General features: G+C 55.7%; 22 protein-coding genes. 20 read left to right on the forward strand and 2 right to left on the reverse strand.

The annotated features are described in order from the left end of the window. Positions 1-23: 23 nt before the first annotated feature. Genes rlmN through ABNS66_RS08980 form a run of 9 tightly spaced genes read left to right on the forward strand, consistent with a single transcriptional unit; the run spans position 24 to position 8,919 of the window. A complete protein-coding gene (gene rlmN / locus ABNS66_RS08940; RefSeq protein WP_027873634.1) occupies positions 24-1,172 on the forward strand; it encodes a 23S rRNA (adenine(2503)-C(2))-methyltransferase RlmN in 1,149 nt (382 codons plus the stop codon). An 11-nt stretch (positions 1,173-1,183) separates the two neighbouring features. Further along, entirely contained in the window at positions 1,184-1,972 is a 789-nt protein-coding gene (gene pilW, locus ABNS66_RS08945; protein WP_286836845.1) for a type IV pilus biogenesis/stability protein PilW, read from the forward strand. 5 nt (positions 1,973-1,977) lie between these two features. Then, entirely contained in the window at positions 1,978-2,754 is a 777-nt protein-coding gene (locus ABNS66_RS08950; protein WP_286836843.1) for a helix-turn-helix domain-containing protein, read from the forward strand. After that, positions 2,751-3,863, forward strand: a complete 1,113-nt coding sequence (ispG, locus tag ABNS66_RS08955) for a flavodoxin-dependent (E)-4-hydroxy-3-methylbut-2-enyl-diphosphate synthase (RefSeq protein ID WP_286836841.1) — start codon at positions 2,751-2,753, stop codon at positions 3,861-3,863. The genes ABNS66_RS08950 and ispG overlap by 4 nt, the downstream gene beginning before the upstream one ends. Before the next feature lie 30 nt (positions 3,864-3,893). Further along, on the forward strand, positions 3,894-5,168 hold the full coding sequence (gene hisS / locus ABNS66_RS08960) for a histidine--tRNA ligase (protein ID WP_286695859.1): 1,275 nt from the start codon (positions 3,894-3,896) through the stop codon (positions 5,166-5,168). A 25-nt stretch (positions 5,169-5,193) separates the two neighbouring features. Beyond that, positions 5,194-5,880 (forward strand): tetratricopeptide repeat protein, encoded by a 687-nt coding sequence (locus tag ABNS66_RS08965; protein ID WP_204995919.1) that lies wholly within the window; start codon positions 5,194-5,196, stop codon positions 5,878-5,880. 8 nt (positions 5,881-5,888) lie between these two features. Beyond that, positions 5,889-7,040 (forward strand): outer membrane protein assembly factor BamB, encoded by a 1,152-nt coding sequence (bamB, locus tag ABNS66_RS08970; protein ID WP_204995918.1) that lies wholly within the window; start codon positions 5,889-5,891, stop codon positions 7,038-7,040. Positions 7,041-7,079: 39 nt separating this feature from the next. Then, the gene (der, locus tag ABNS66_RS08975) at positions 7,080-8,495 is read left to right on the forward strand and encodes a ribosome biogenesis GTPase Der (protein ID WP_286695858.1); all 1,416 of its coding nucleotides are present in this window, start codon (positions 7,080-7,082) and stop codon (positions 8,493-8,495) included. A 31-nt stretch (positions 8,496-8,526) separates the two neighbouring features. Next, positions 8,527-8,919 carry a group III truncated hemoglobin gene (locus tag ABNS66_RS08980; RefSeq protein WP_288363483.1) on the forward strand — a complete coding sequence of 131 codons (393 nt, stop codon included), beginning with the start codon at positions 8,527-8,529 and terminating at the stop codon, positions 8,917-8,919. Positions 8,920-8,932: 13 nt separating this feature from the next. Here the strand turns inward: ABNS66_RS08980 and ABNS66_RS08985 are convergent, their stop codons facing one another. Continuing rightward, the gene (locus ABNS66_RS08985; RefSeq protein WP_204995915.1) at positions 8,933-9,646 is read right to left on the reverse strand and encodes a divalent cation transporter; all 714 of its coding nucleotides are present in this window, start codon (positions 9,644-9,646) and stop codon (positions 8,933-8,935) included. A gap of 2 nt (positions 9,647-9,648) precedes the next feature. Further along, on the reverse strand, positions 9,649-10,062 hold the full coding sequence (locus tag ABNS66_RS08990) for a YbaN family protein (RefSeq protein WP_204995914.1): 414 nt from the start codon (positions 10,060-10,062) through the stop codon (positions 9,649-9,651). Positions 10,063-10,271: 209 nt separating this feature from the next. Between ABNS66_RS08990 and ABNS66_RS08995 the strand changes: the two genes are divergently transcribed. From ABNS66_RS08995 to ABNS66_RS09045, 11 genes are all read left to right on the forward strand, one after another. After that, positions 10,272-11,249 (forward strand): OB-fold nucleic acid binding domain-containing protein, encoded by a 978-nt coding sequence (locus ABNS66_RS08995; RefSeq protein ID WP_286695857.1) that lies wholly within the window; start codon positions 10,272-10,274, stop codon positions 11,247-11,249. Between the two features lies 1 nt (position 11,250). After that, on the forward strand, positions 11,251-12,309 hold the full coding sequence (locus ABNS66_RS09000) for a thiolase domain-containing protein (RefSeq protein ID WP_204995913.1): 1,059 nt from the start codon (positions 11,251-11,253) through the stop codon (positions 12,307-12,309). Next, positions 12,309-13,472 (forward strand): thiolase domain-containing protein, encoded by a 1,164-nt coding sequence (locus ABNS66_RS09005; RefSeq protein ID WP_286695856.1) that lies wholly within the window; start codon positions 12,309-12,311, stop codon positions 13,470-13,472. Before ABNS66_RS09000 ends, ABNS66_RS09005 begins: the two co-directional genes overlap by 1 nt. Before the next feature lie 203 nt (positions 13,473-13,675). Continuing rightward, positions 13,676-15,307, forward strand: a complete 1,632-nt coding sequence (locus ABNS66_RS09010; RefSeq protein ID WP_286695855.1) for an acyl-CoA synthetase — start codon at positions 13,676-13,678, stop codon at positions 15,305-15,307. Positions 15,308-15,411: 104 nt separating this feature from the next. Continuing rightward, positions 15,412-16,233, forward strand: a complete 822-nt coding sequence (locus ABNS66_RS09015; protein WP_286695854.1) for a crotonase/enoyl-CoA hydratase family protein — start codon at positions 15,412-15,414, stop codon at positions 16,231-16,233. Positions 16,234-16,320: 87 nt separating this feature from the next. Continuing rightward, a complete protein-coding gene (locus ABNS66_RS09020) occupies positions 16,321-17,460 on the forward strand; it encodes a CaiB/BaiF CoA-transferase family protein (protein ID WP_286695853.1) in 1,140 nt (379 codons plus the stop codon). Between the two features lie 12 nt (positions 17,461-17,472). Then, positions 17,473-18,144 carry a nitroreductase gene (locus tag ABNS66_RS09025; RefSeq protein WP_286838082.1) on the forward strand — a complete coding sequence of 224 codons (672 nt, stop codon included), beginning with the start codon at positions 17,473-17,475 and terminating at the stop codon, positions 18,142-18,144. A gap of 16 nt (positions 18,145-18,160) precedes the next feature. After that, positions 18,161-18,931, forward strand: a complete 771-nt coding sequence (locus tag ABNS66_RS09030; protein ID WP_204995908.1) for an enoyl-CoA hydratase-related protein — start codon at positions 18,161-18,163, stop codon at positions 18,929-18,931. Between the two features lie 51 nt (positions 18,932-18,982). Next, positions 18,983-19,477: a thioesterase family protein gene (locus ABNS66_RS09035; RefSeq protein WP_286695851.1), complete on the forward strand. Its 495-nt coding sequence runs from the start codon at positions 18,983-18,985 to the stop codon at positions 19,475-19,477. Beyond that, complete coding sequence (locus tag ABNS66_RS09040) at positions 19,474-20,418, forward strand: peptidylprolyl isomerase (RefSeq protein WP_286838080.1); 945 nt, start codon at positions 19,474-19,476, stop codon at positions 20,416-20,418. Before ABNS66_RS09035 ends, ABNS66_RS09040 begins: the two co-directional genes overlap by 4 nt. Beyond that, positions 20,415-21,422: a HupE/UreJ family protein gene (locus ABNS66_RS09045; RefSeq protein ID WP_286838078.1), complete on the forward strand. Its 1,008-nt coding sequence runs from the start codon at positions 20,415-20,417 to the stop codon at positions 21,420-21,422. The genes ABNS66_RS09040 and ABNS66_RS09045 overlap by 4 nt, the downstream gene beginning before the upstream one ends. The last annotated feature ends 3 nt before the right edge of the window (positions 21,423-21,425 follow it).

A 21,425-nucleotide genomic window follows, 5' to 3' on the forward strand; every position in this document is an offset into this window, starting at 1 on the left:
AGCGCGCATAAGAGGGGTGGGGCATGGAAGTGCAAGAGGCAGTCACTCAACACACTGAGCGGGTAAACCTGCTTGGAATGACGCGCTCAAAAATGGAGGCTTGGTTGGTCTCCATTGGCGAGAAGCCCTTCCGTGCCCAGCAAATCCTGAAGTGGATTCACCACTCCGGTGTTGACGATTTCGAGCAAATGAGCAACCTCGGTAAGGCGCTGCGTGCCAAGCTGGGTGAGCTTGCCGAGATTCGTCCGCCAAAAGTGGTGCGCCAGCTCGACTCCAAAGACGGCACGCGAAAGTGGGCGATTGAAGTCGGCGGCAATAATTTAGTTGAAACGGTGTTTATTCCCGACGGCCAACGCGGCACGTTGTGCGTGTCATCTCAGGTCGGCTGCAGTCTCGATTGCAGTTTTTGTTCAACGGGTAAACAGGGTTTCCAGCGGGATCTCACCGCCTCAGAGATCCTCGGCCAGGTGTGGCTAGCAATCAAATCCTACGATGCCTTTGGCCCCGGTAAGAATCGCGTCGTCACCAATGTAGTGATGATGGGCATGGGTGAGCCCCTGCTGAATTTTGAGAATGTGGTGGATGCCACCAACCTGATGATGGACGACTTTGGTTACGGTTTGTCCAAGCGCCGGGTTACGCTCAGCACATCGGGTGTGGTGCCTATGCTGGATAAGCTGGGCGACGTATCAGAGGTGTCACTGGCGGTGTCACTTCACGCCCCTAATGACGCGCTCCGCAATGAGTTGGTGCCCATCAACCGCCGCTATCCTATTGCAGAATTGTTGGCGGCATGTCGTCGTTACCTCGATAAGCAGCCCGACAAACATCGTGTGGTCACCGTAGAGTACACCCTTATTGCAGGGGTTAATGACAGCATGGATCAGGCAAGAGAGCTTGCTCAGGTCTTGCGTGATTTACCCTGTAAGGTCAATCTTATCCCCTTTAACCCTTTTTCTCTGTCAGACTATCAGCGGCCGTCGAAGTCGGCGGTATCGCGATTTTGGCAGGTGATGACCGACGCCGGTTACGTGACGACGGTGAGAACGACGCGTGGCGACGATATTGACGCCGCCTGCGGCCAGCTAGCCGGCCAGGTGCAAGACCGCACTCGTCGCGCAGAGCGTCATCGTCGAAAAGCGGAAGAAACACAAATCATTCGGGTGATGTAAAGGGGGCACAGGTGCCAGCAGGACCGAAAAAGTACCCATTAATCGTGAGCTGTGCGTTGGCGGTGCTACTGTCCGCGTGTGTAACGACTCACAAGGGCGGCTTCGCCGAGAAAGCCGACGAGCAAAAAGCTTACGAGACCTCACTCCAGCTCGCGAAAAGTTATATCGCCCAAGGCAATTGGGAGCAGGCAAAGCGCCACCTTCAATACGTTGAAGAGAGCAACCCCCATAACGCCGAAACCATGGAAGCCCTCGCTCTGGTATACCAGAATACCGGAGAGCTGGAGATGGCTGAGAAGTATTACCGGCGCGCAGTGGCTGAAGCACCTAAATCGATGCGCATCCGCAACAATTTTGCGGCGTTTTTGTACCAGCAAGAGCAGTATCGCGAGGCCGCTGAGAACCTCGAAATTGTTACCGCTGAACTACTTTACGAACGCCGTTTGGAAGCCTTTATCAACCTTGGGCGCTGCTACCTGAAGCTGGATGAATTGCCCAAGGCTGAAGCCGCCTTTAAGCGTGCACTCCTGATGCAAAGCAGCAATGCGCAAGTTCTGCTGTCGATGGCTGAAGTGACCTATCGTCAGAATAAATACCCGGAATCCCAGCGCTTTTACGATGCGTTTCGCGAGCAGGGCGTTCGCCCCTCGGCGGCGTCGCTGTGGTTGGGAATTCGCCTGGCTCAGATCTTTGACGACCGCGATGCCTATGCCAGCAATGTACTGGCGTTAAAAAATCTTTACCCTAAATCAGAAGAATATCTGCTGTATAAAGCCTCGCTAAACTCGGTGGGGCAGTAAGGGCTATGGGCCAAGGTTCAAACGGCAACTATACCGCGCCGCCCGGGTCCGTGTTGCTCGATGCACGGCTGAGCGCCGGCAAAAGCGTTGAAGAGGTGGCTGAGGCGCTTAACCTGTTGAAGACCCACGTTGAGGCGCTGGAGAGTAACGACTACTCCCGTTTTAACTCGCCAATGTTTGCCCGGGGATATATACGCAGCTACGCGCGTTATTTTGGGCTGGACGAAGCACCGCTGCTCAATGACTGCGAACGTATTTGTCGCCGCGATGAAGAGCAGGCCGCCAAAAAGCGCCCCCAGGGACAAACGCGCGCGCCGGGTCAGGCGAAGTTACTGTTTGCCCTGCTGGGAACGCTGCTGATTTGGGGGTTGAGTGTGCTGCTCTTCAACGGCCAAAAACAGCCGGAAATACAGCTCAGCTTGATTGAGGAGCGCTATGCGCCGCTGGTAGAGTTGCGCGCGAGGCCGTCGCTGGGTGAGTCGCTGCTACAACTTCCGGACAGCGGCACGGCCCCGCGAGTCCCACCCGAACTATTGCATGATGTCAGCATGACGCTGCTCGCCGACGAAACGGTCTGGGTGGAAGTGCGCGATGCCAACAACGCTATGCAGTTCAGCGGCAATATTGACGCTGGGCAAAAGCAGGAACTCGACCTCCAAGGGCCAGTGCAAATCGCCATAGCGTATTGGCCGGCACTGGAAATTACCTACAACCAGCAGGCTGTTGACCTCAATGGCTTGGCAGAAAGCAACGCCGTGCGTGTGCAGATTGGTGAATTATGAAGATGGAATCACCCATTAATCGCCGCAAGTCTCGCCAGATATTTATCGGCGATGTCGCTGTGGGCGGCGACGCACCGATTTCGGTGCAGAGTATGACGAATACCGACACCTGTGATGTCGACGCGACGGTGGCCCAAATTCGACGTCTGGAAGATGCCTGTGCAGATATCGTGCGGGTTTCGGTGCCGAGCATGGACGCCGCAGAAGCCTTTAAGAAAATCCGCGAGCAAGTCAATGTGCCGCTGGTGGCCGATATTCACTTCGATCACAAAATTGCCTTGAAGGTCGCGGAATACGGCGTGGATTGCCTGCGCATCAACCCGGGCAATATCGGCAGGGAAGATCGCGTGCGCGCTGTTATCGACGCCGCAAAAGCACGCAATATACCCATTCGTATTGGCGTGAATGCCGGGTCATTGGAAAAAGAGCTGCAGCGCAAGTATGGCGAGCCCACTCCCGAGGCATTGGTGGAGTCGGCGATGCGCCACATCGACATTCTCGATCGTCTCGACTTTCAAGACTACAAGCTGAGTGTGAAGGCCTCCGATGTCTTTATGGCGGTGGCGGCCTATCGGCAAATAGCCAGTCAAATTGAACAGCCTCTGCACCTGGGTATTACCGAGGCCGGTGGCTTGCGCGGTGGCACCGTCAAGTCTGCCGTGGGCTTGGGCATGCTATTAATGGATGGCATCGGCGATACAATTCGAGTGTCTTTGGCTGCCGATCCGGTAGAGGAAGTAAAAGTTGGTTACGAAATCCTCAAGAGCCTGAAGCTGCGCACCAAGGGCATCAATTTCATCGCGTGTCCGAGTTGTTCCCGCCAAAACTTTGATGTTATTGGCACCATGAACGAACTTGAATCGCGCTTGGAAGATGTCACCACGCCTCTCGATGTCGCCGTGATCGGCTGTATTGTTAATGGCCCTGGTGAAGCGAAAGAAGCGGAAATTGGTCTGACTGGCGGTACGCCCAATAACCTGGTGTACGTTAACGGCCAGAAAGATCACAAAGTGCAAAACCCCGAGTTGGTGGATCACCTTGAAAAACTGATCCGCGAAAAAGTGGCTCTCAAAGAACAACAAGACAAGGACCTGATCGCCCGCAGCTAAGCATCGGGTGCAGTGGTAATAGGTAAACACTTGGCTAGAATTCAATCGATCCGCGGGATGAATGACATCCTCCCCGAGGACTCGCCGTTATGGCAGTACCTAGAGTCCACAGTAGCGGCGCTGTTGGCGCGCTACGGCTACCGGGAAATTCGCTTCCCCATTTTGGAGCAAACCGAGCTGTTTAAGCGCTCTATTGGCGAGGTTACTGATATCGTCGAGAAGGAGATGTATACCTTCGAAGACCGCAACGGCGATAGCCTGACTTTGCGCCCGGAAGGCACCGCAAGCTGTGTGCGCGCCTGCGATCAAAATGGTTTGCTGCACAATCAAGTTCAGCGGCTGTGGTATGCCGGGCCGATGTTTCGTCACGAGCGCCCGCAGAAGGGGCGCTTGCGTCAATTTCATCAAATTGGTGTCGAAACCTTTGGTTTAAATGGCCCGGACATTGACGCCGAGCTAATTTTGCTCAGCGCACGCCTGTGGCAGCAGTTGGGAATCAGCGATGCCCTGACGCTGGAATTAAACAGCATTGGCAACAGCGAGTCCCGCGGCCGCTATCGCCAGGCCTTGGTGGATTATCTCAGCCAGTATAAAGACCAGCTAGACGCTGACAGCCAGCGTCGTTTGGACACCAATCCGATGCGGATTCTCGACAGTAAAGTGCCCGAAACTCAGGCTTTGCTGAGTGATGCGCCGTTATTGTCTGACTATTTAGACGATGCCTCCAAGGCACACTTCGACGGTCTGTGCGCGCGCTTGGACGCGGCTGGCCTGAGTTACACCCTGAACCCGAAACTGGTAAGGGGGCTGGATTACTATGGCCTCACAGTGTTTGAATGGACGACGACGGCGCTGGGGGCTCAGGGAACGGTTTGCGCCGGCGGGCGCTACGATGGCCTGGTGCAACAATTGGGCGGCAAAGCGACCCCGGCGGTGGGCTTTGCAATGGGCTTGGAGCGGCTGTGTCTGCTGCTGGAAACCCTAGAGGCGTTGCCGGAATCAAAACCCCTTGCTGATGTCTATATCATCGCCAATGGCGAAGCCTGCGAAATTCGCGCTTTGAGCCTGGCGGAGTCTCTGCGAGACGCGCTGCCTGCGGTGAAGGTCGTGCTTAACTGTGGCGGTGGCAGCTTTAAAAGCCAGTTTAAGAAAGCGGATAAAAGTGGCGCCGCCGTGGCCGTTGTTCTCGGTGAAGACGAGCTGGCCAACGAGCAGGTAACGGTCAAGGTCTTGCGTGGTGAACCGAACCAGCAACAATTGGCTATCAGCGATCTGGCTGAACATATTAAAACAACGCTGTTGTAAGACAGCTGAAGGCTTGAGGAAGAACGTGGAAACCTACCGTACAGAAGAAGAACAAGTAGAAGCTATCAAGCATTGGTGGCGCGAAAACGGCAAGTCTACCGTGCTGGGCGTGGCCATTGCGCTGAGCTTGGTATTCGGCTGGCGTGGCTGGAATAACTATCAGGCTGACCGCGCTGCTGAGGCCTCGGTGCTCTATGAGAATCTGCTGCAGGCCGACGCCGCCGTGCAAAGTAACGGCAGCAAGCGCGAAACCGCTGAGCACTTGGCGAATACGCTAAAAGACGGGTTTTCAGGCCATAGCTATGCCCAATACGCGGCGCTTATCCAGGCGAAATATGCTGTCAATGACGGCGATTACGACGCTGCAGAAGCTGAGCTGAATTGGGTGTTGGCGCAGGGGCCAGATGCGGCGATAAAGGCGCAAACGCAGTTGCGCTTGGCTCGCGTTCAATTTGCCAAGGGCGAACTCGATGCCGCGCTGGCGATTGCTGAGGGGCTGAAAGACGGCAGTGCTGCTGTGCAGGCTCTGGAATTGCAGGGCGACGTGATGCGTGCGCAGGGCGACAAGGCTGCAGCGCTTGAGGCCTACCGCCAAGCTGACGCGATTAATCGTCAACAGGAAAACCCGCTGAATAATCCGCTGTTAAAAATGAAAATTAACAGCCTGGCCGCCGAACAAGGCGCTGACAAAAATACCACGGCTCAAAACTAGGAATGGCTATGTCACTGTTGCGCCCACTCGTATTTATTCTGCTAGGCAGTGTGCTGGCGGCCTGCTCCTCGACCCCGAAAAGCAGCGACCCCGCGCCGCTGACAAGCTTTGACGAGCAAAAACGACTCAAAAAGGCTTGGTCTTACTCTCTGGGAGATGGGCAAGGAGAGTCTTACTACCGTATTGCACCGGCTATCGATGGCGATGAAATTTTCATTGCCTCGGCAGATGGTGGTGTCGCGGCCTTGAATAAAAAGACCGGCAAAAAACTCTGGAAGGAATACCACGAGCTGAACATCTCCGGTGGCGTGGGTGTTGCCTCGACGCAGTTGTATGTGGGAACCGCCGACGGTGAAGTGGTCGCGTTGGATCGCCTCAGTGGCGACGAGCTGTGGCGCACGGCGGTCAGTGGTGAGGTACTTGGCGCACCGGCAGGCAATGGCAGCGTCGTTGTGGTGCAAACCTACAGCGGCTTGGTACATGGCCTGAATGCCGAATCGGGAGAGCGCCTGTGGACTTATACCTCGCAGGTTCCTCGCCTTACCATGCGCGGCACCAGCAGCCCGGTGATTGTTCGCGGTGTTGCCCTAGTGGGCTTGGCCAATGGCCGTATTGTTGCTCTGGACGCCGATACTGGCACCGTGCGTTGGGAACAGCGCGTAGCGGTCGCGCAGGGCAGTACCGAAATTGATCGTCTGGTCGACGTCGACGGCCGCTTGCTGTTGATTGAAAACGAGCAAATAGTGGTCGTTAACGGATATCAGGGCAAAGTGATCGCCATTGATATTGCCAGCGGCCGGCCGCTGTGGGCGAAAGACAATTCCAGCTACGTGGGCGCGGCCGAAGCACTCGGTAACATCTACGTGGTCGACGCCGAAGGCGGTGTTAGTGCGATTGCCGAAGGTGGCCAGAGCATTGTTTGGACGCAAACCGTATTGGCGCGTCGGCGCTTAACAGAGCCGGCGGCATTAAGCGGTGTTGTTGCGGTTGGCGATTTTGACGGCTACCTGCACCTGCTGGGCCAATTAGATGGCCAGCTTATCGGCCGCACGCGGGTAGACAGCGACGGCTTGCGAGCGCCCATGGCGGTGGATGGAAAGCTGCTTTATGTCTACGGCAACAGCGGTAAATTGGTAGCGTATAAAGTTACCGATCGATAGTCGATTGGCTGACGCGGTGTATATTCAGGTAAGAGAAGTATGGTTCCGGTAATCGCCTTAGTCGGCCGCCCCAATGTGGGCAAATCTACATTGTTTAATCGCTTAACCAAGAGCCGCGATGCCTTGGTGGCGAATTTTCCCGGGCTGACCCGCGACCGCAAATACGGCGATGCCATTCTCGGTGATCGCCATTTCATCGTTATTGATACCGGCGGCATCAACGGCGATGAAGAGGGCATTGATGAAGCGATGGCGCAGCAGTCATTGCAGGCCATTGATGAAGCGGATGCCGTGCTGCTGATGCTAGATTCGCGTGCCGGCTTGATGCCTGCTGACCAGGGGCTGGTCAACCACCTGCGTGGCTGCTCGAAGCCGGTGTTTTTCGTTGCCAATAAAGTGGATGGCGCCGACCCCAATGTGGCCATGGCGGAGTTTTACCAAACCGGCGCCTCGACGATTTATCCTCTGACTGCGACGCACGGCAAGGGTGTGCGCAAGCTGATCGACGATGTTCTCGCCCTGTTTCCCGAGGCTGATGAAGCCGCCGAAAGAGAAAAAGCCACCGGTAAAAAAATAGCGGTAGTTGGCCGGCCAAATGTGGGTAAGTCCACCCTGGTTAACCGCATGCTCGGCGAAGATCGCGTTGTCGTCTACGATCAGCCGGGTACCACCCGCGACAGTGTGTACATCAATTATGAGCGCGATGGGGAACCCTATACCCTGATCGATACCGCGGGCGTGCGCAAACGCCGTCACATTAACGAAGCGGTAGAAAAGTTTTCAATTGTTAAGACCCTCAAGGCCATCGATGACGCCAATGTAGTGATTTTGGTGATGGACGGTCGCGAGAATATCGTCGATCAGGACCTTCACTTGTTGGGACAAGTTGTCGATGCCGGACGCGCGGTGGTGGTCGCGATCAACAAATGGGATGGCCTGACCACCGATCAGAAAAATCGTATCAAGACAGAGTTAGACCGCCGCCTGCAATTCATCGATTTTGCTGAAGTGCATTTCATTTCTGCCCTGCATGGTACGGGGGTAGGGCATTTGTATGAGTCGATAGAAAAGGCCTACCGCTCTGCGACTCAGGATCTGCAAACCCGCCGTTTAACGATGATCCTGGAAGGGGCGGTCTACGACCATGCGCCGCCGATGATCAATGGTCGCAGAATCAAATTGCGCTATGCCCACCCCGGTGGTCACAACCCGCCTATCGTGGTTATTCACGGCAATCAAACCAGCAAGGTGCCCAATAGCTATACGCGCTATCTGGAGAAAGTTTTCCGCCGCGAGCTGAATATGGTGGGCACGCCTATCCGCATTGAGTACAAAACCTCCGATAACCCCTACGAGGGCAAGAAGAATCAGCTTAGCAAGCGCCAAATAGACCGCAAGCGTCGTTTGGTCAGCTTTGTTAAGAAGAAAGAAAACAAGAAAAAACGCGGGCGTTAACGCGCAATCGCCCGTGGAAAGCGTTGTGAATATGTCTTTACCTACCACGCCTGCCAATGCCGATATGGATACGCCCGAGCGTATTCGTGAGTTTGTCGAGGCGTTTTACGAGCGCTTGCTGGCCGATGAGCGCCTGGCACCCATTTTTATCGATGTTGCCAACATCGATATTCGTGAGCATTTTCCGCGAATTCAGGCTTACTGGGAGAAACTGCTGCTGGGCGGTGATAATTACCAGCGCCACACCATGAATATTCACCGTGCGCTTCACGCCAAGCAAACCCTGACACCTGCCGATTTTGAACGCTGGCTGAGCTACTTCGAGCAAACTGCGGACAGTCATTTTGCCGGCCCCAAAACTGAGCGCGCCAAAATGATCGCCAAGCGCATCGCCACCAATATGGAACACGCCCTGTCATCCTGAAGGGCGCCCAGTTTTAATGGCTAAGCATGGTGCCTGCCAGCGCCAGGCAAAACCCCATAACTGCCCCGAGAGGCGGTGCCCAGTGTTTGTCGAGCCGCGACTGCGGTGCAATATCCTGAAATATCAGGTACAAAATCCCGCCTGAAGCGAACAGCATAATCCCACCTAAGATGCCTGGTGCATCGCCCAGGAACAGATAACCGAGTAGGCCGGCGATCGGTCCCAGCGGCACAAAGGCATACATTATTCTCAAGCTACGGCGCGCGTTGGCGCTAATTTGATTGAGCTCACGGTAGGCGTTGAAGCCCTCGGGCAGGTTTTGTAATCCTATCAGCAGCGCCATCAGTGCAGCCGTCGGTGACCCCGTCGCCATCAGCCCGCCCAGGGCGATCGCTTCGGGGATGTAGTCGAGCATCATCCCCATTAATTGTGGTGACTCTCGTCGCCGCAAGCCCATTGCTCTCTCAATGGCGAAAAAACACAGGCCACCCAGCACAATGGTGATGATGGCCAGCGCTGGCATGTCCATACCTTTCAGGCCTTCCGGCACTAAAACCAAGCTAACCGCGCCCAGCAAGATGCCGCCACCAAAGGCGATAACGAAGTGGCGAAATTCGTTCTCTAGCCAATCCGGGCCGAGGTGTTCAATGCGTGCCAGCAGGCCGCCTATGGGAATGGCGACGCCGGCCAGTCCAGCGTAGAGCATTATTTGCAGGATGTCGGACATACTTATTCAGACTCGCTCTGCTCAGCATCCGGGGTGGGTTGGCGCAGTATGTAGATACTGACTAGCGCGGCGATGCTGCACAGCACGGCGCTTACCCAGGGGATTCGCACGATCAAAAAGGCGCTACTTAACATCATTATCCACAGCACGGTGATGATCAGCGCCTTTATCTTTTTGGGAATGCCTTGCCCCTCAATGTAATAGCGAATGTACACACCGAACCAGGGGTGCTCAGTTAACCAGCGATAGAACTTGGGCGAGCTGCGAAGAAAGCAAGCGGCGCTGAGAATCAAAAAAGGCGATGTCGGCACCACGGGCAGCAATAAGCCGATCATCCCCAAGACAAATGACAGCCAGCCTATGGCGATCAGGCTATAGCGGATGACGGGATTGCGGTGCTCGTAGGGTGACTTCATGTTGAGTGGCGTACGACCTCTGGGTTTGTTGTCTGTGGCATTTTAGCGCGCTGATCGTTTTTGTCAGCAGAGTGATCAGCAGCGACATTGTCTGGTTTAAGCCTCACAGAGATACTCCTCCGGCAAGCCAAATCTGGGCCTGCTATTGCACTATCGGCCATATGGCCTAAGTAGCTGCAGGGCAGGGTACATTACCAAGGAGAGACGAGATGTCTTCATCGGCTGAAATTTTAAGTCAGGCCTTTACATTGGGGTATACCTATACCCGTTCAACCGGCCCTATTGTGGGCCAGTTTCTCACAGCGTTGCGCGACCGGAAAATGGTTGGTATCAAAGGCAGCGACGGCAAGGTGCTTATGCCGCCGGTCGAATTTGATCCAGTGAGTGCGCAAGCGCTGAGCGAGTTTGTGGATGTTGCCGATTGCGGCGTTGTGCAAACGTGGAGCTGGGTCAGTGAGCCGCGTAAGGCGCACCCAAGCGACAAACCCTTTGCCTGGGCGCTAATTAAGCTCGATGGCGCTGATACGCCCATGCTTCATTGGGTGGATGCGGATGATGCGGCGCAGATGTCTACGGGTATGCGTGTAAAAGCGCGCTGGGCAGAGAAAACCCAGGGCTTAATCTCTGATATCAATGGCTTTGTTCCCGAGGCGACCGCGCTGAGTGAAGACTACCAAGCTAATGAGGCGGAAGAGCCTATCACGGGTATCGACTCGCCCAGCTACCTGACCTACAACTTCACTGCAGGTGGCGCGACCGCACGTTACCTGGCTGAACTCAAGAAAGGTAAGTTGGTAGGACAGCGCTGCCCCTCCTGTGAAAACGTTTATATTCCCCCACGCGGTAGCTGCGCCGCCTGTGGTGTGGCGACAACCGACGAAGTTGAATTGACCAATAAGGCTACCGTCGAGTCGTTCACTATCGTGTATATCCCCATTCCCAACAACCCGATCAAGCCGCCCTACGTGATTGCAAACCTGGTGCTAGACGGCGCCAATATCAGTTTCCTGCACCTGCTCAGTGAGTGTAAGAACGAAGATGTGCGTATTGGTATGCGGGTTGAAGCCGTGTGGAAGCCCGAAGAAGAGTGGGGCTATGCCATGGAAAATATCCAGTACTTCAAGCCCATCGACGAGCCCGATGTTCCGGTGGAAGAAATTGGCAAATTGAAAAAAGGGGGCCGTTAAGATGCGCGATGTAGCTATTGTAGCCTTTGCCCAGTCTGATTGTGTGCGCGATGCTGGCGCTCGCAACGAAGTTGAGCTGATCATGCCGGTCTTGCAGGAAGTCTACAAGCAGACGGGTATTAACAGTGCTCAGGATGTTGACTTCACCTGCTCTGGTAGTTGCGACTACCAGCAGGGCGCAGCCTTCGCATTTGTGGCGGGTGTTGACGCGCTGGGTGCCGTGCCACCCATTAAAGAGTCACACGTTGAGATGGACGCCGCCTGGGCGCTCTATGAGTCTTGGCTAAAAATTCAAATGGGCCAGGCCGAGTCGGCACTGATTTACGGCTTTGGTAAGTCGTCGCCAGGCGAATTGCCGATCGTACTCTCTCAACAACTCGACCCCTATTACTTGGCGCCACTCTGGGTGGACACCATTGCCTTTGCTGCCATGCAGGCGCGGGTGATGCTGGAGCAGGGTTTGATTACTGAAGCCGAGATGGCTGAGGTCGTTGCGCGCTCACGCAAAAACGCCGCCAACAACCCCCACGCTCAGCTTAAGGGTGATGTCAGTGTTGATGAGCTGCTCGCCGAGCCCGAGTATGAATCGCCACTGCGTCGCCACGATTGCTGCCCAATCTCTGATGGCGCTTGTGCAATGATTATCTGCACCGTCGAGAAGGCTAAAGAATGGGGTAAGCCCTATGCCGTGATTAAGGGGATTGATCACCGCATCGAGACCCACCACATCGGCTCGCGCGATCTAACGCAATCAATCTCTACCAAGCAAGCGGCTGAGGCGGCTGGTGTCGCGCAGGGGCCAGTGGATATTGCCGAGTTGTATGCGCCGTTCAGCCACCAGGAAATCATCCTGCGCCGGGCGCTGAATTTATCCGATGACACCAAGGTAAACCCGTCGGGCGGCGTATTGGCAGGCAATGTGATGATGGCCTCTGGCCTGTCGCGCATCGGTGAAGTGGCCATGCGATTAATCAACGGTGAAGGCAAGCGCGGCGTGGCACACGCAACGTCGGGGCCGTGTCTGCAACAAAACCTGGTAACTGTACTGGAGGCCCAATAATGGCTCAATTAGCTGCTGTGGTCGGCGTCGGTCAGACCAAATACAAAACAAAGCGCGGCGACGTATCAATCGCGGGCCTGGTTCGCGAAGCGGCGCAGAATGCGCTCAATGATGCCCAGCTAACCTGGGATGACATCGATGCCGTCATCCTCGGCAAGGCGCCGGACATGTTCGAGGGCGTTATCATGCCCGAGCTGTACCTCACCGATGCACTGGGTTGTAACGGCAAGCCAATGCTGCGTGTGCACACTGCTGGCTCGGTTGGGGGCTCCACGGCTATCGTGGCGGCATCCTACGTGCAGAGCGGCGTGTTCAAACGCATTCTCACGGTGTCGTTTGAGAAGCAATCCGAGTCCAACGCCATGTGGGCATTGTCCAACCCTCAGCCATTTTCCCCACACTTGAATGCGGGTGCTGGCGGTTATTTTGCGCCGATTATTCGCGAGTATATGCGCCGTTCTAATGCCCCCTATGACGCGGGTATTAAAGTTGCCGTGAAAGACCGCCTGCATGGTGCCAAAAACCCGCTGGCGCATCTACAGCTGCCAGAAATTACCATGAAAGAGGTCGAAGACAGCCCAATGCTGTGGGAGCCACTGCGCTTCCTTGAGGCCTGTCCGTCGTCTGATGGTGCCTGCGCGATGGTTATTGCCAATGAAGATCTTGCCGAGCAATCACCGGGCAAGCCGGCGTGGATTCGCGGTGCGGCAATGCGTTCAGAGCCGACTATGTACGCCGGCCGTGAGCAGGTTAACCCACAAGCGGGCCGCGATTGTGCGAAGGACGTGTACAAGCAAGCGGGTATCGACAACCCTCGCAAGGACCTCGATTGCGCTGAGATCTATGTACCTTTCTCCTGGTATGAGCCCATGTGGCTGGAAAACCTCGGTTTTGCCGAAGAAGGTAAGGGGTGGGAGCTCACCATGAGCGGCGCAACCTCCCTACTGGAAGGCGGCGATATTCCCTGGAACTGCTCTGGTGGCGTACTGTCGTCGAACCCGATTGGTGCCTCGGGCATGATCCGCTTTGCCGAAGCAGCGCAGCAGGTGCGCGGTGAAGCGGGAGACCATCAGGTGGACGGTGCCAAGACGGCAATGGGCCACGCCTACGGTGGTGGTGCCCAGTTCTACTCAATGTGGATAGTGAGCAGCGAAAAGCATTAACAAATGGTCATCAGCCATCCCCCTCAACTCGTCCCTTGGGAGGATGGCTGGGTGAGAATGGCCTTGTTACTGTGTTGGGCTATACGCCGTTCTGGCCTGCCCGGCAATACGGTTGCGATACATTACTGCGAGTCATCGCAGAGATAACAATTAAACAAATTGGCGCCGCCGTCGAGGCGGCGTTGATCTAACAGGGACCCACTATGAGCATGCATTTTAACCTTGCGGATTTGTTTGAAGCCGTTGCCGATAAAGTACCCAGCCGTGAAGCACTGGTATGTGGCAGTAGCCGTGCGACCTACGCCGAGCTGGATGCTGGCGCCAACCGTATGGCCCACTACCTGAGCAGTCAGGGTGTGAAGGCCGGCGACCACGTTGGTTTGTACATGTACAACTGCAACGAATATCTGGAAGCGATGCTGGCTTGCTTCAAAATTCGCGCGGTGCCTATCAATGTTAACTACCGCTATGTGAAAGATGAGCTGCTTTACATCTTTGATAATGCAGACATGGTTGCCTGTGTGCATCACCGCGAGTTCGCCCCGCATATTGCTGATGTTCGTTCGGCGGCGAAGAAACTGAAAGTATTCGTGTCGGTGGATGACGGTAGCGATGCAGACATCGCCAGCATTGGGTCTATCGACTACGCGCAGGCCTGTGAAGGACAGAGCGCCGAGCGCGATTTCGCTGAGCGTGCCGATGACGACTACTTTGTGCTCTACACAGGTGGCACTACGGGCATGCCTAAGGGCGTTATGTGGCCGCATAAAAATGTATTTTTTGCGGCGATGGGCGGCGGCGGTCACTTTTCGCCACTCGGCCCCTGTGAGAAGCCAGAAGATATTACCGAGCGTGTCGGCGAGCACCCGCTGACCGGTATCGCACTGGCGCCGTTGATGCATGGCGCATCGTGGTGGTATGCCTGTATCCAGCTGCTTGCGGGCAACAAGCTGGTGCTTAATCACAATCGCTCCTTCGACGGTGCCGAGGTATGGCAGATCGTTGCGGACGAAAAAGTGAATGCTGTGCAGATCGTTGGCGATGCCATGGCTATTCCCCTGTTGGATGCACTCGATGCGAACCCCGGTCGCTGGGATTTGTCGGCAGTATTTAACGTTGGTTCAGGCGGTGCGATCTTTTCTGAAGCCAAGCAAGAGGCCTTCAAGAAGCATTTCCCTAATGTCTTTGTTACCAACGCGTTTGGTTCGTCGGAAGGCGGCCAAATGGGCATGGATAACGGCAGCAAGAAAACGGCATCGGGACTTGGCAACGTTAGTCGTACCGACTACATGGACGTGATTATCGACGAGCCAGACCAACCGCGTCGTCACGCTGAACTCGGCGAAACCGGTATCTTTGCTCGCGCGGGTTACATCCCAATGGGCTACTACAACGACCCTGAAAAAACCGCGAAGACCTTCGTTGAGGTGGACGGTAAGACCTGGTTGTTGACGGGCGATGCCGCCAAGCTGGAAGAAGATGGGTCAATTACTGTCTTCGGCCGCGGCTCAAATTGTATTAACAGCGGTGGTGAGAAAATTTTCCCCGAAGAGGTTGAAGACGCGCTTAAGGCCCACGACGGTGTCTTCGATGCACTGGTCATTGGCGTTCCCGACGAGCGTTGGGGTAGCCGCGTGAGTGCGGTTATTCAGGCGCGCGAGGGTGTCGACCTCGACCTTAAGAATGTTCAAGAGCATTGCCGCAAACATGTGGCGGGTTACAAGGTGCCACGCGAGGTGCATATCATTGCAGAAATTCCTCGCGCCCCCAGCGGCAAGCCCGACTATAAAACAGCAAAAGCCTTTGCGCTGAGTGGTGAGGGGCAGGTTTCCTGACCCCGGGGCCGGGGTAGCGATGCTACTCCGGCACACTCTGCCCGCATTCATGGCCGCTGCTTTTCACTTATTCTCATAACAATGAATTGCGAATGGAGCCAATCATGCCTACCGAACTGCCTATCAGTACCGAAAACTGCATCGTTGAAAAAGACGGCCACGTACTGATTGTTACCCTGAACCGCCCGGAAGCAAAAAATGCGTTCAGCCCTGAAATGCTGTTGGGGCTCTATAAAGCGTGGCGCTTGCTGGATGAAGACGACGATCTTCGCTGTGCTATTCTTACCGCCAACGGCGATACCTTTTGTGCGGGTATGGACCTTAAGGCCGGAGCGGATGGCCAACAGCGCAGCACGGAAGAGTTTATGGAATTGATGGCCACAGTGCCCAATATCCATTGGCAGGCACTGCTGCGTGACAACCGCCCCTGCAAGCCATTGATCCTTGCTGTGGAAGGTTATGCGCTGGCGGGTGGAACGGAAATTCTTCAGGGTACTGATATTCGCGTTGCGGCTGAGGATGCCATCTTCGGTGTGACGGAAGTGGCGCGTGGCCTATATCCGATGTCTGGCTCAACTGTGCGTCTGCGCAAACAAATTCCCTACTGCATTGCCGCTGAAATTCTGCTGCTTGGTGAGCACGTTAGTGCACAGCAGGCGCTGGAATTTGGCTTGATTAACCGCATTGTGCCCAAGGGTGAAACCTTGAACGAAGCGAAGAAAATAGCCGAAAAAATCTGTGCAAATGGCCCGCTGGCGGTGAAAGCGGTGACGCGTTCATTGCGTGAGCACACCGAGCACCTGGCAGAAGACGAGGCGATGTTGAAGTCCGATGAGCTGGCAGGCCCGGTGTTTGCCTCCAAGGATGCCAAAGAAGGCATGCGGGCCTTCAAAGAAAAACGTCCCGCCGAATTCACCGGCGAATAGTCCGTCGCAGCGGCGGACGATGCTTCCGCCGCTACCCGCGACCCACTTCTCAATACGAATAATTACCCCGCTAAGAAGGATGAGGCTATGTCTGGGCCACTAAACGGCGTGAGAGTTATCGAGATGGCCGGCATTGGCCCCGGGCCTTACGCCTGTATGTTGTTATCCGACCTGGGCGCTGAGGTGATCCGAATTGATCGCAGCGGCGCACTGGGCCAGCCGGGTGATGTCAGCACCCGTGGTCGGCGCTCGATAGCCTTAAACCTGAAATCAGAAGACGGACTCGCGATTGCCCGACAGCTGATCGATGGTGCCGACATGCTTGTCGAAGGTTTCCGACCCGGTGTGATGGAAAAGCTAGGCCTGGGCCCCGAGGTGTGCTGTCAGTCAAATGAAAGGTTGATATACGGCCGCATGACGGGGTGGGGGCAAAACGGGCCGCTGGCAATGACAGCCGGTCACGATATTAATTACATCGCCTTAAGTGGCATGTTGGCAAGCATGGGCGATGCTGACCGCCCACCACCGGTGCCCCTGAATGTGGCGGGCGATCTGGGTGGCGGCTCGCTATTTCTGGTGATGGGAATGCTGGCGGCGTTGCATGAGCGAAGCCAGTCAGGCAAAGGACAGGTTATCGATGCGGCAATTTGCGACGGCGCGGCATCGTTAATGAGCACCCTGCACGGCCTCAAAGCGATCGACTTCTGGGATGCCGAGCGAGAGCACAACATGCTTGATGGCGGCGCGCCGTTTTACCGCAACTATGAGTGCAAAGACGGGCGCTATATCTCTTTCGGCGCAATCGAGCCACAGTTTTATGCGTTGTTGCTGGAAAAACTGGATATTGATTTTGGTGGCACAGACTACAGCGTGCAGTTGAACAAAGCCGATTGGCCGCGTCAGCGTGAGCAGATCGCTGCGCGAGTTAAGGAAAAGACTCAGGCACAGTGGTGCGCGATTTTCGACGGCACTGATGCCTGCGTAGCACCGATTGTGCCGTTAGATGAGGCAATCGACCATCCACATAACGCCCAGCGAGGGAACCTTGTTGAACGCGATGGCGTGGTTCAAACTGGCGTCGCGCCGAGGTTGTCTCGCACTCCCGGTGAAATACAAAGTGGTCCAGCAGTGAGTGGCGCTCAAAGCCGGGAGCTACTGCAGGAACTGGGTTTCGATAAAGAAAAGATCGAGTCGCTAATTGCGGGGAATGCAGTTAGTACAGACTGATAGGGAGAGAGAATGAATCACGCACACGCTTTTTACGACGTGCTAGAGCGCAGGCGGTCAGTTCGCGCATTTCGCCCCGAGCCGATAGCCGAGGCGCGCTTACAGAAGATTTTTCGCGCTGCGCAGCAAGCGCCGTCGAACTGTAACACGCAACCGTGGTTGTGCGCGGTGGTCAGTGGTGAGCGATTGGAAGTACTCAGAGCGGCGATTCCGGAAGCATTTACCGCAGGGCAGTGGACCATGGACTTTCCCTACGATGGTCAATACCAAGGGGTGTACAAGGAGCGCCAATACCAGGCAGCGTCTGACCTATACAGCGCGATGGGGATTGCCCGCGAGGATAAAGCCGGGCGCAATGAACAATTCATGCAAAACTTTCGGTTTTTTGGTGCGCCGCACGTGGCATTTATTTTCCTGCCCGAGCCCTTCGGTTTGCGCGAAGCAGCCGATTGCGGCATGTATGCCCAAAGCCTGATGCTGGCTCTGACAGCAGAGGGCTTGGCCAGTTGTCCGCAGACGGCACTGAGCTTTAATGCCGACCTAGTGCGAGAGGTACTGGGAATAGGTGCGGAAAATAAACTGCTATTTGGTATCTCCTTCGGCGAAGAAGACACCGATGCTGCAGTGAATAATTGCCGAACCCAGCGCGACACTTCAGACAATTGCCTGCGGTTCTTTTCCTGAATAGAGCGAGATAACTATGAGCGATACAGTACTTCAGAAACTAGACGAGCACGGTGTGCTGCTGCTGACGCTGAACCGGCCAGAGAAAAAAAATGCTTTTAGCAATGAACAGTGGCTGGCCTTTGGCGAAGCGCTGGAAGCCGCCGATGAAAATCCGGCGGTCGCCTGTGTGGTGGTGACCGGAGCGGGCAGTGATTTTTCCAGCGGCGTAGATCTAAACGATTTTTCAGAGGCGGGTGGGGAGCACCCTTTCGAGCGCTGCGCGCGACGTCTGGTCGACTTTAACAAGCCTATTGTGAGCGCGGCCAAGGGCGTGGCGATAGGTGGTGGCGCGACCTTACTGCTGCATACCGATGTTGTCTATGTGGGCGAATCCCTGCGTTTGCGTTTTCCTTTTACCGCGTTGGGCTTGGTGCCTGAGTGGGGCAGCAGCTACCAGCTTCAGGCCGTTATCGGTGCCCGTAAAGCCGCAGAACTGATGTATACCTCTGAGTGGCTGGGGGCTGAGCGCGCAGTAGAGCTGGGTATTGCCACGGCGGCTTACAGCGATGACGAGCTGCTGGAGCGGGCTATGGAGAAGGCAAGAGAAATTGCGAAGTGGCCGGTCAGCTCGTTGCGTGAGACGAAAGATCTGATGCGCCGAGTGCACCGTGCAGCGATTCATGCCGCTATTGATGCTGAACAAGCAGGCATGGCGAAACTGGCGGGTAAGCCCGAAAATATTGAAGCTGTCGTAGCGATTATGGAAAAGCGCGCACCGGATTTTTCCCAGTTTCGCAAGGCATAACTCTCTGTGAGGTGAGGGTTGCCAATATTTGATTGAGCCCAGGGAGTGAAAATGAATCAGCCCTATATTGGTTATCGCGGAGCGGTAAAGCCTGAGTGGATCGATGTAAACGGCCATATGAATGCGACGCACTTTGGTTTGGTGATCTACGAGGCGCACGCCGCGCACAGTGAATGGCTAGGCTTTAATGAGGAGTATGTCGAGCGGGCCCGGTGTGGCAAAGCCGTGCTGGAAAGCCATATGCGCTATGAGCGTGAGGCCGGGTTGGGCGACCAGCTGGAGGTGCGGTGTTGGCTGCTGGCGGTCGATAATAAGCGTCTGCATTTCTTCCACGAGCTGTATAACTGCAGCCGGCAATGCCGCAGCGCCACATCTGAGCAAGTGGACATTCATATCGACTTACAAGCGCGGCGCTCAGCAGACATGCCCGAATCGCTGCAGCGCTTTTTGCGTAAGCAAGTCCGCGAAAATCTGGCGCAGCCGCTGCCGCTAAATATTGGTAGTCAATTGCGGCCGCCGCGAAATACCTGGTTGGATGGCGAATGATCAAGCCTTGGTATCGGCGTCCGCTGATACATTTTCTTGTGCTGGGTTGCCTGTTGCATGCGGCAGAGCGGTGGCGGCTGCAATACGCCGCTTATCAAATAACGGCGCCCGATGCGGCGTTTTTGATCGATGCTGCTGTGCAAGTCGAAACACTGCAGGGGCGACCGCTTTCCCCGGCGCAGCACGCGGCGCTGCGTCAACATGAAATCGACCAACGCATATTGTTTAGTGAAGCACTGCGCCGAGATCTGCATTTGAGCGACCCTGTTGTCAAACAACGGCTATTGCGCAACGCGGCTTTCCTGGGGATGGACGGCAGCGCTGAGCAGCAGATGAATACGGCGTTGTCCTTGGAGCTCCATCGCGGTGACGAAGTGATTCGGCGCCGTTTAATACAGCGCATGGAAGCACTCGGCAGCGCTTCCGGAGCGCTAACAGCGCCAACGGAAGCCCAGCTAAGGGCTGCTTACGAGGCCGATAGAGCGCGCTGGAGCGGTGAACCGAGTTATAGCTTCCGCCATGTTTTTATCAGTGCAGACAAACGAGATATGCAACAGCGGGCCCAAGACCTACTCCAACGGCTGCGTAGTGGAGGGCTCAGTGACGCCGCGGCTCTCTCACAGGGGGATAGTTTTCTGCTTGGCTCTGAGATGTCTCAAGTCTCGGCATACCACCTGGAGCGCAGTTTTGGTGAATCTTTTTCCCAGTGGATGCAACAGCACTCAGCAGCGTCGTTGCAGTCCTCGCATTGGCAGGGCCCCGTTGCCTCGGCGTATGGTTTACATCTGGTTAAGATAACGGGCTTTCATCCTGCTACTGAGCGCGCATTTGCCAGCGTTAGGTCAGCGCTGCGCGAGGAGCTGTTTCAACAGCAGCGCGCGGACAATCTCCAGGGCTTCATAGAGCAATTACGCCAACGTTACCGAGTGCGCAGTCCATGAATGTATTTTGGCGCCTATCATTCCTGGCGGGACTACTGCTGTTCGCTGGGGCGAGCTGGGCACATAAATTAGCGCCGTCGTTGCTGGAATTTCGCGCAGTAGGCAATGCGGAATATCAGGTGCTGTTTCGTACGCCAGCTGACGCACAGCGGCCGCCGCAGCCGCAGTTTCCCGCTGCCTGCTCACCCTCAGCGCCGAATATTTCGCCTCAGGGAACGGCCCTGGAGTGGCGCTGGGAACTGCATTGTTCAAGCCCTTTGCCTGGGCAGAGCATCGCCATCACTGGCTTGCAGCAGAGTCGTACAACGGCCTTATTGCGTGTTCAGAATGAACGCGGTGAGCTATTCGAAACACTCCTAACGGCGGATGCGCCGCGCTTTGAATTTGCCGAAAAAGCATCGCAGGGCAGCGTCTTTACACAGTATTTGGGCCTGGGCTTCAGCCACATCTTAATTGGTTTGGATCATTTATTATTTGTAGCGGGGCTGCTGTTACTGGTTAGCACATGGCGCCTGCTGTTGTTGACCATTACCGCGTTTACGGTCGGGCACAGTATCACCTTGGTGCTGGTGAGCATCGACGTGTTGCCGCATTGGCCGGCCTTGGTGGAGTTGGCTATCGCGGCAACGATTTTACTGTTGGCCCTGGAATTAACGCGCCCGGCATCTGGCCGCGCTGGCGGTATTTTGCGCCGCTACCCCTGGCCGATGGCGCTGCTGTTCGGTTTGGTGCACGGGCTGGGCTTTGCCGGCGTATTGGCGGAACTGGGGCTGCCCAGCGGACACCTGCTCAAGGCGGTGTTGGCCTTTAATATTGGCATTGAGCTCGGGCAGTTAGCCTTTGTTGCAGCACTGGCCGCGGTGCTGGCAGCCCTGCGCTCGGTTTCGCGCTGGGAGCCGCCATTGCGCTATGCGCTGATATACAGCATGGGCGCGATCTCGGTATTCTGGTGCCTGGATCGCGGCGTTAGCCTTGCGGCAGAGCTTAGCCGCGCCGCCCTGTAAACA

The organism is uncultured Spongiibacter sp. (assembly GCF_964011655.1).
GTDB classification, from domain to species: domain Bacteria; phylum Pseudomonadota; class Gammaproteobacteria; order Pseudomonadales; family Spongiibacteraceae; genus Spongiibacter; species Spongiibacter marinus.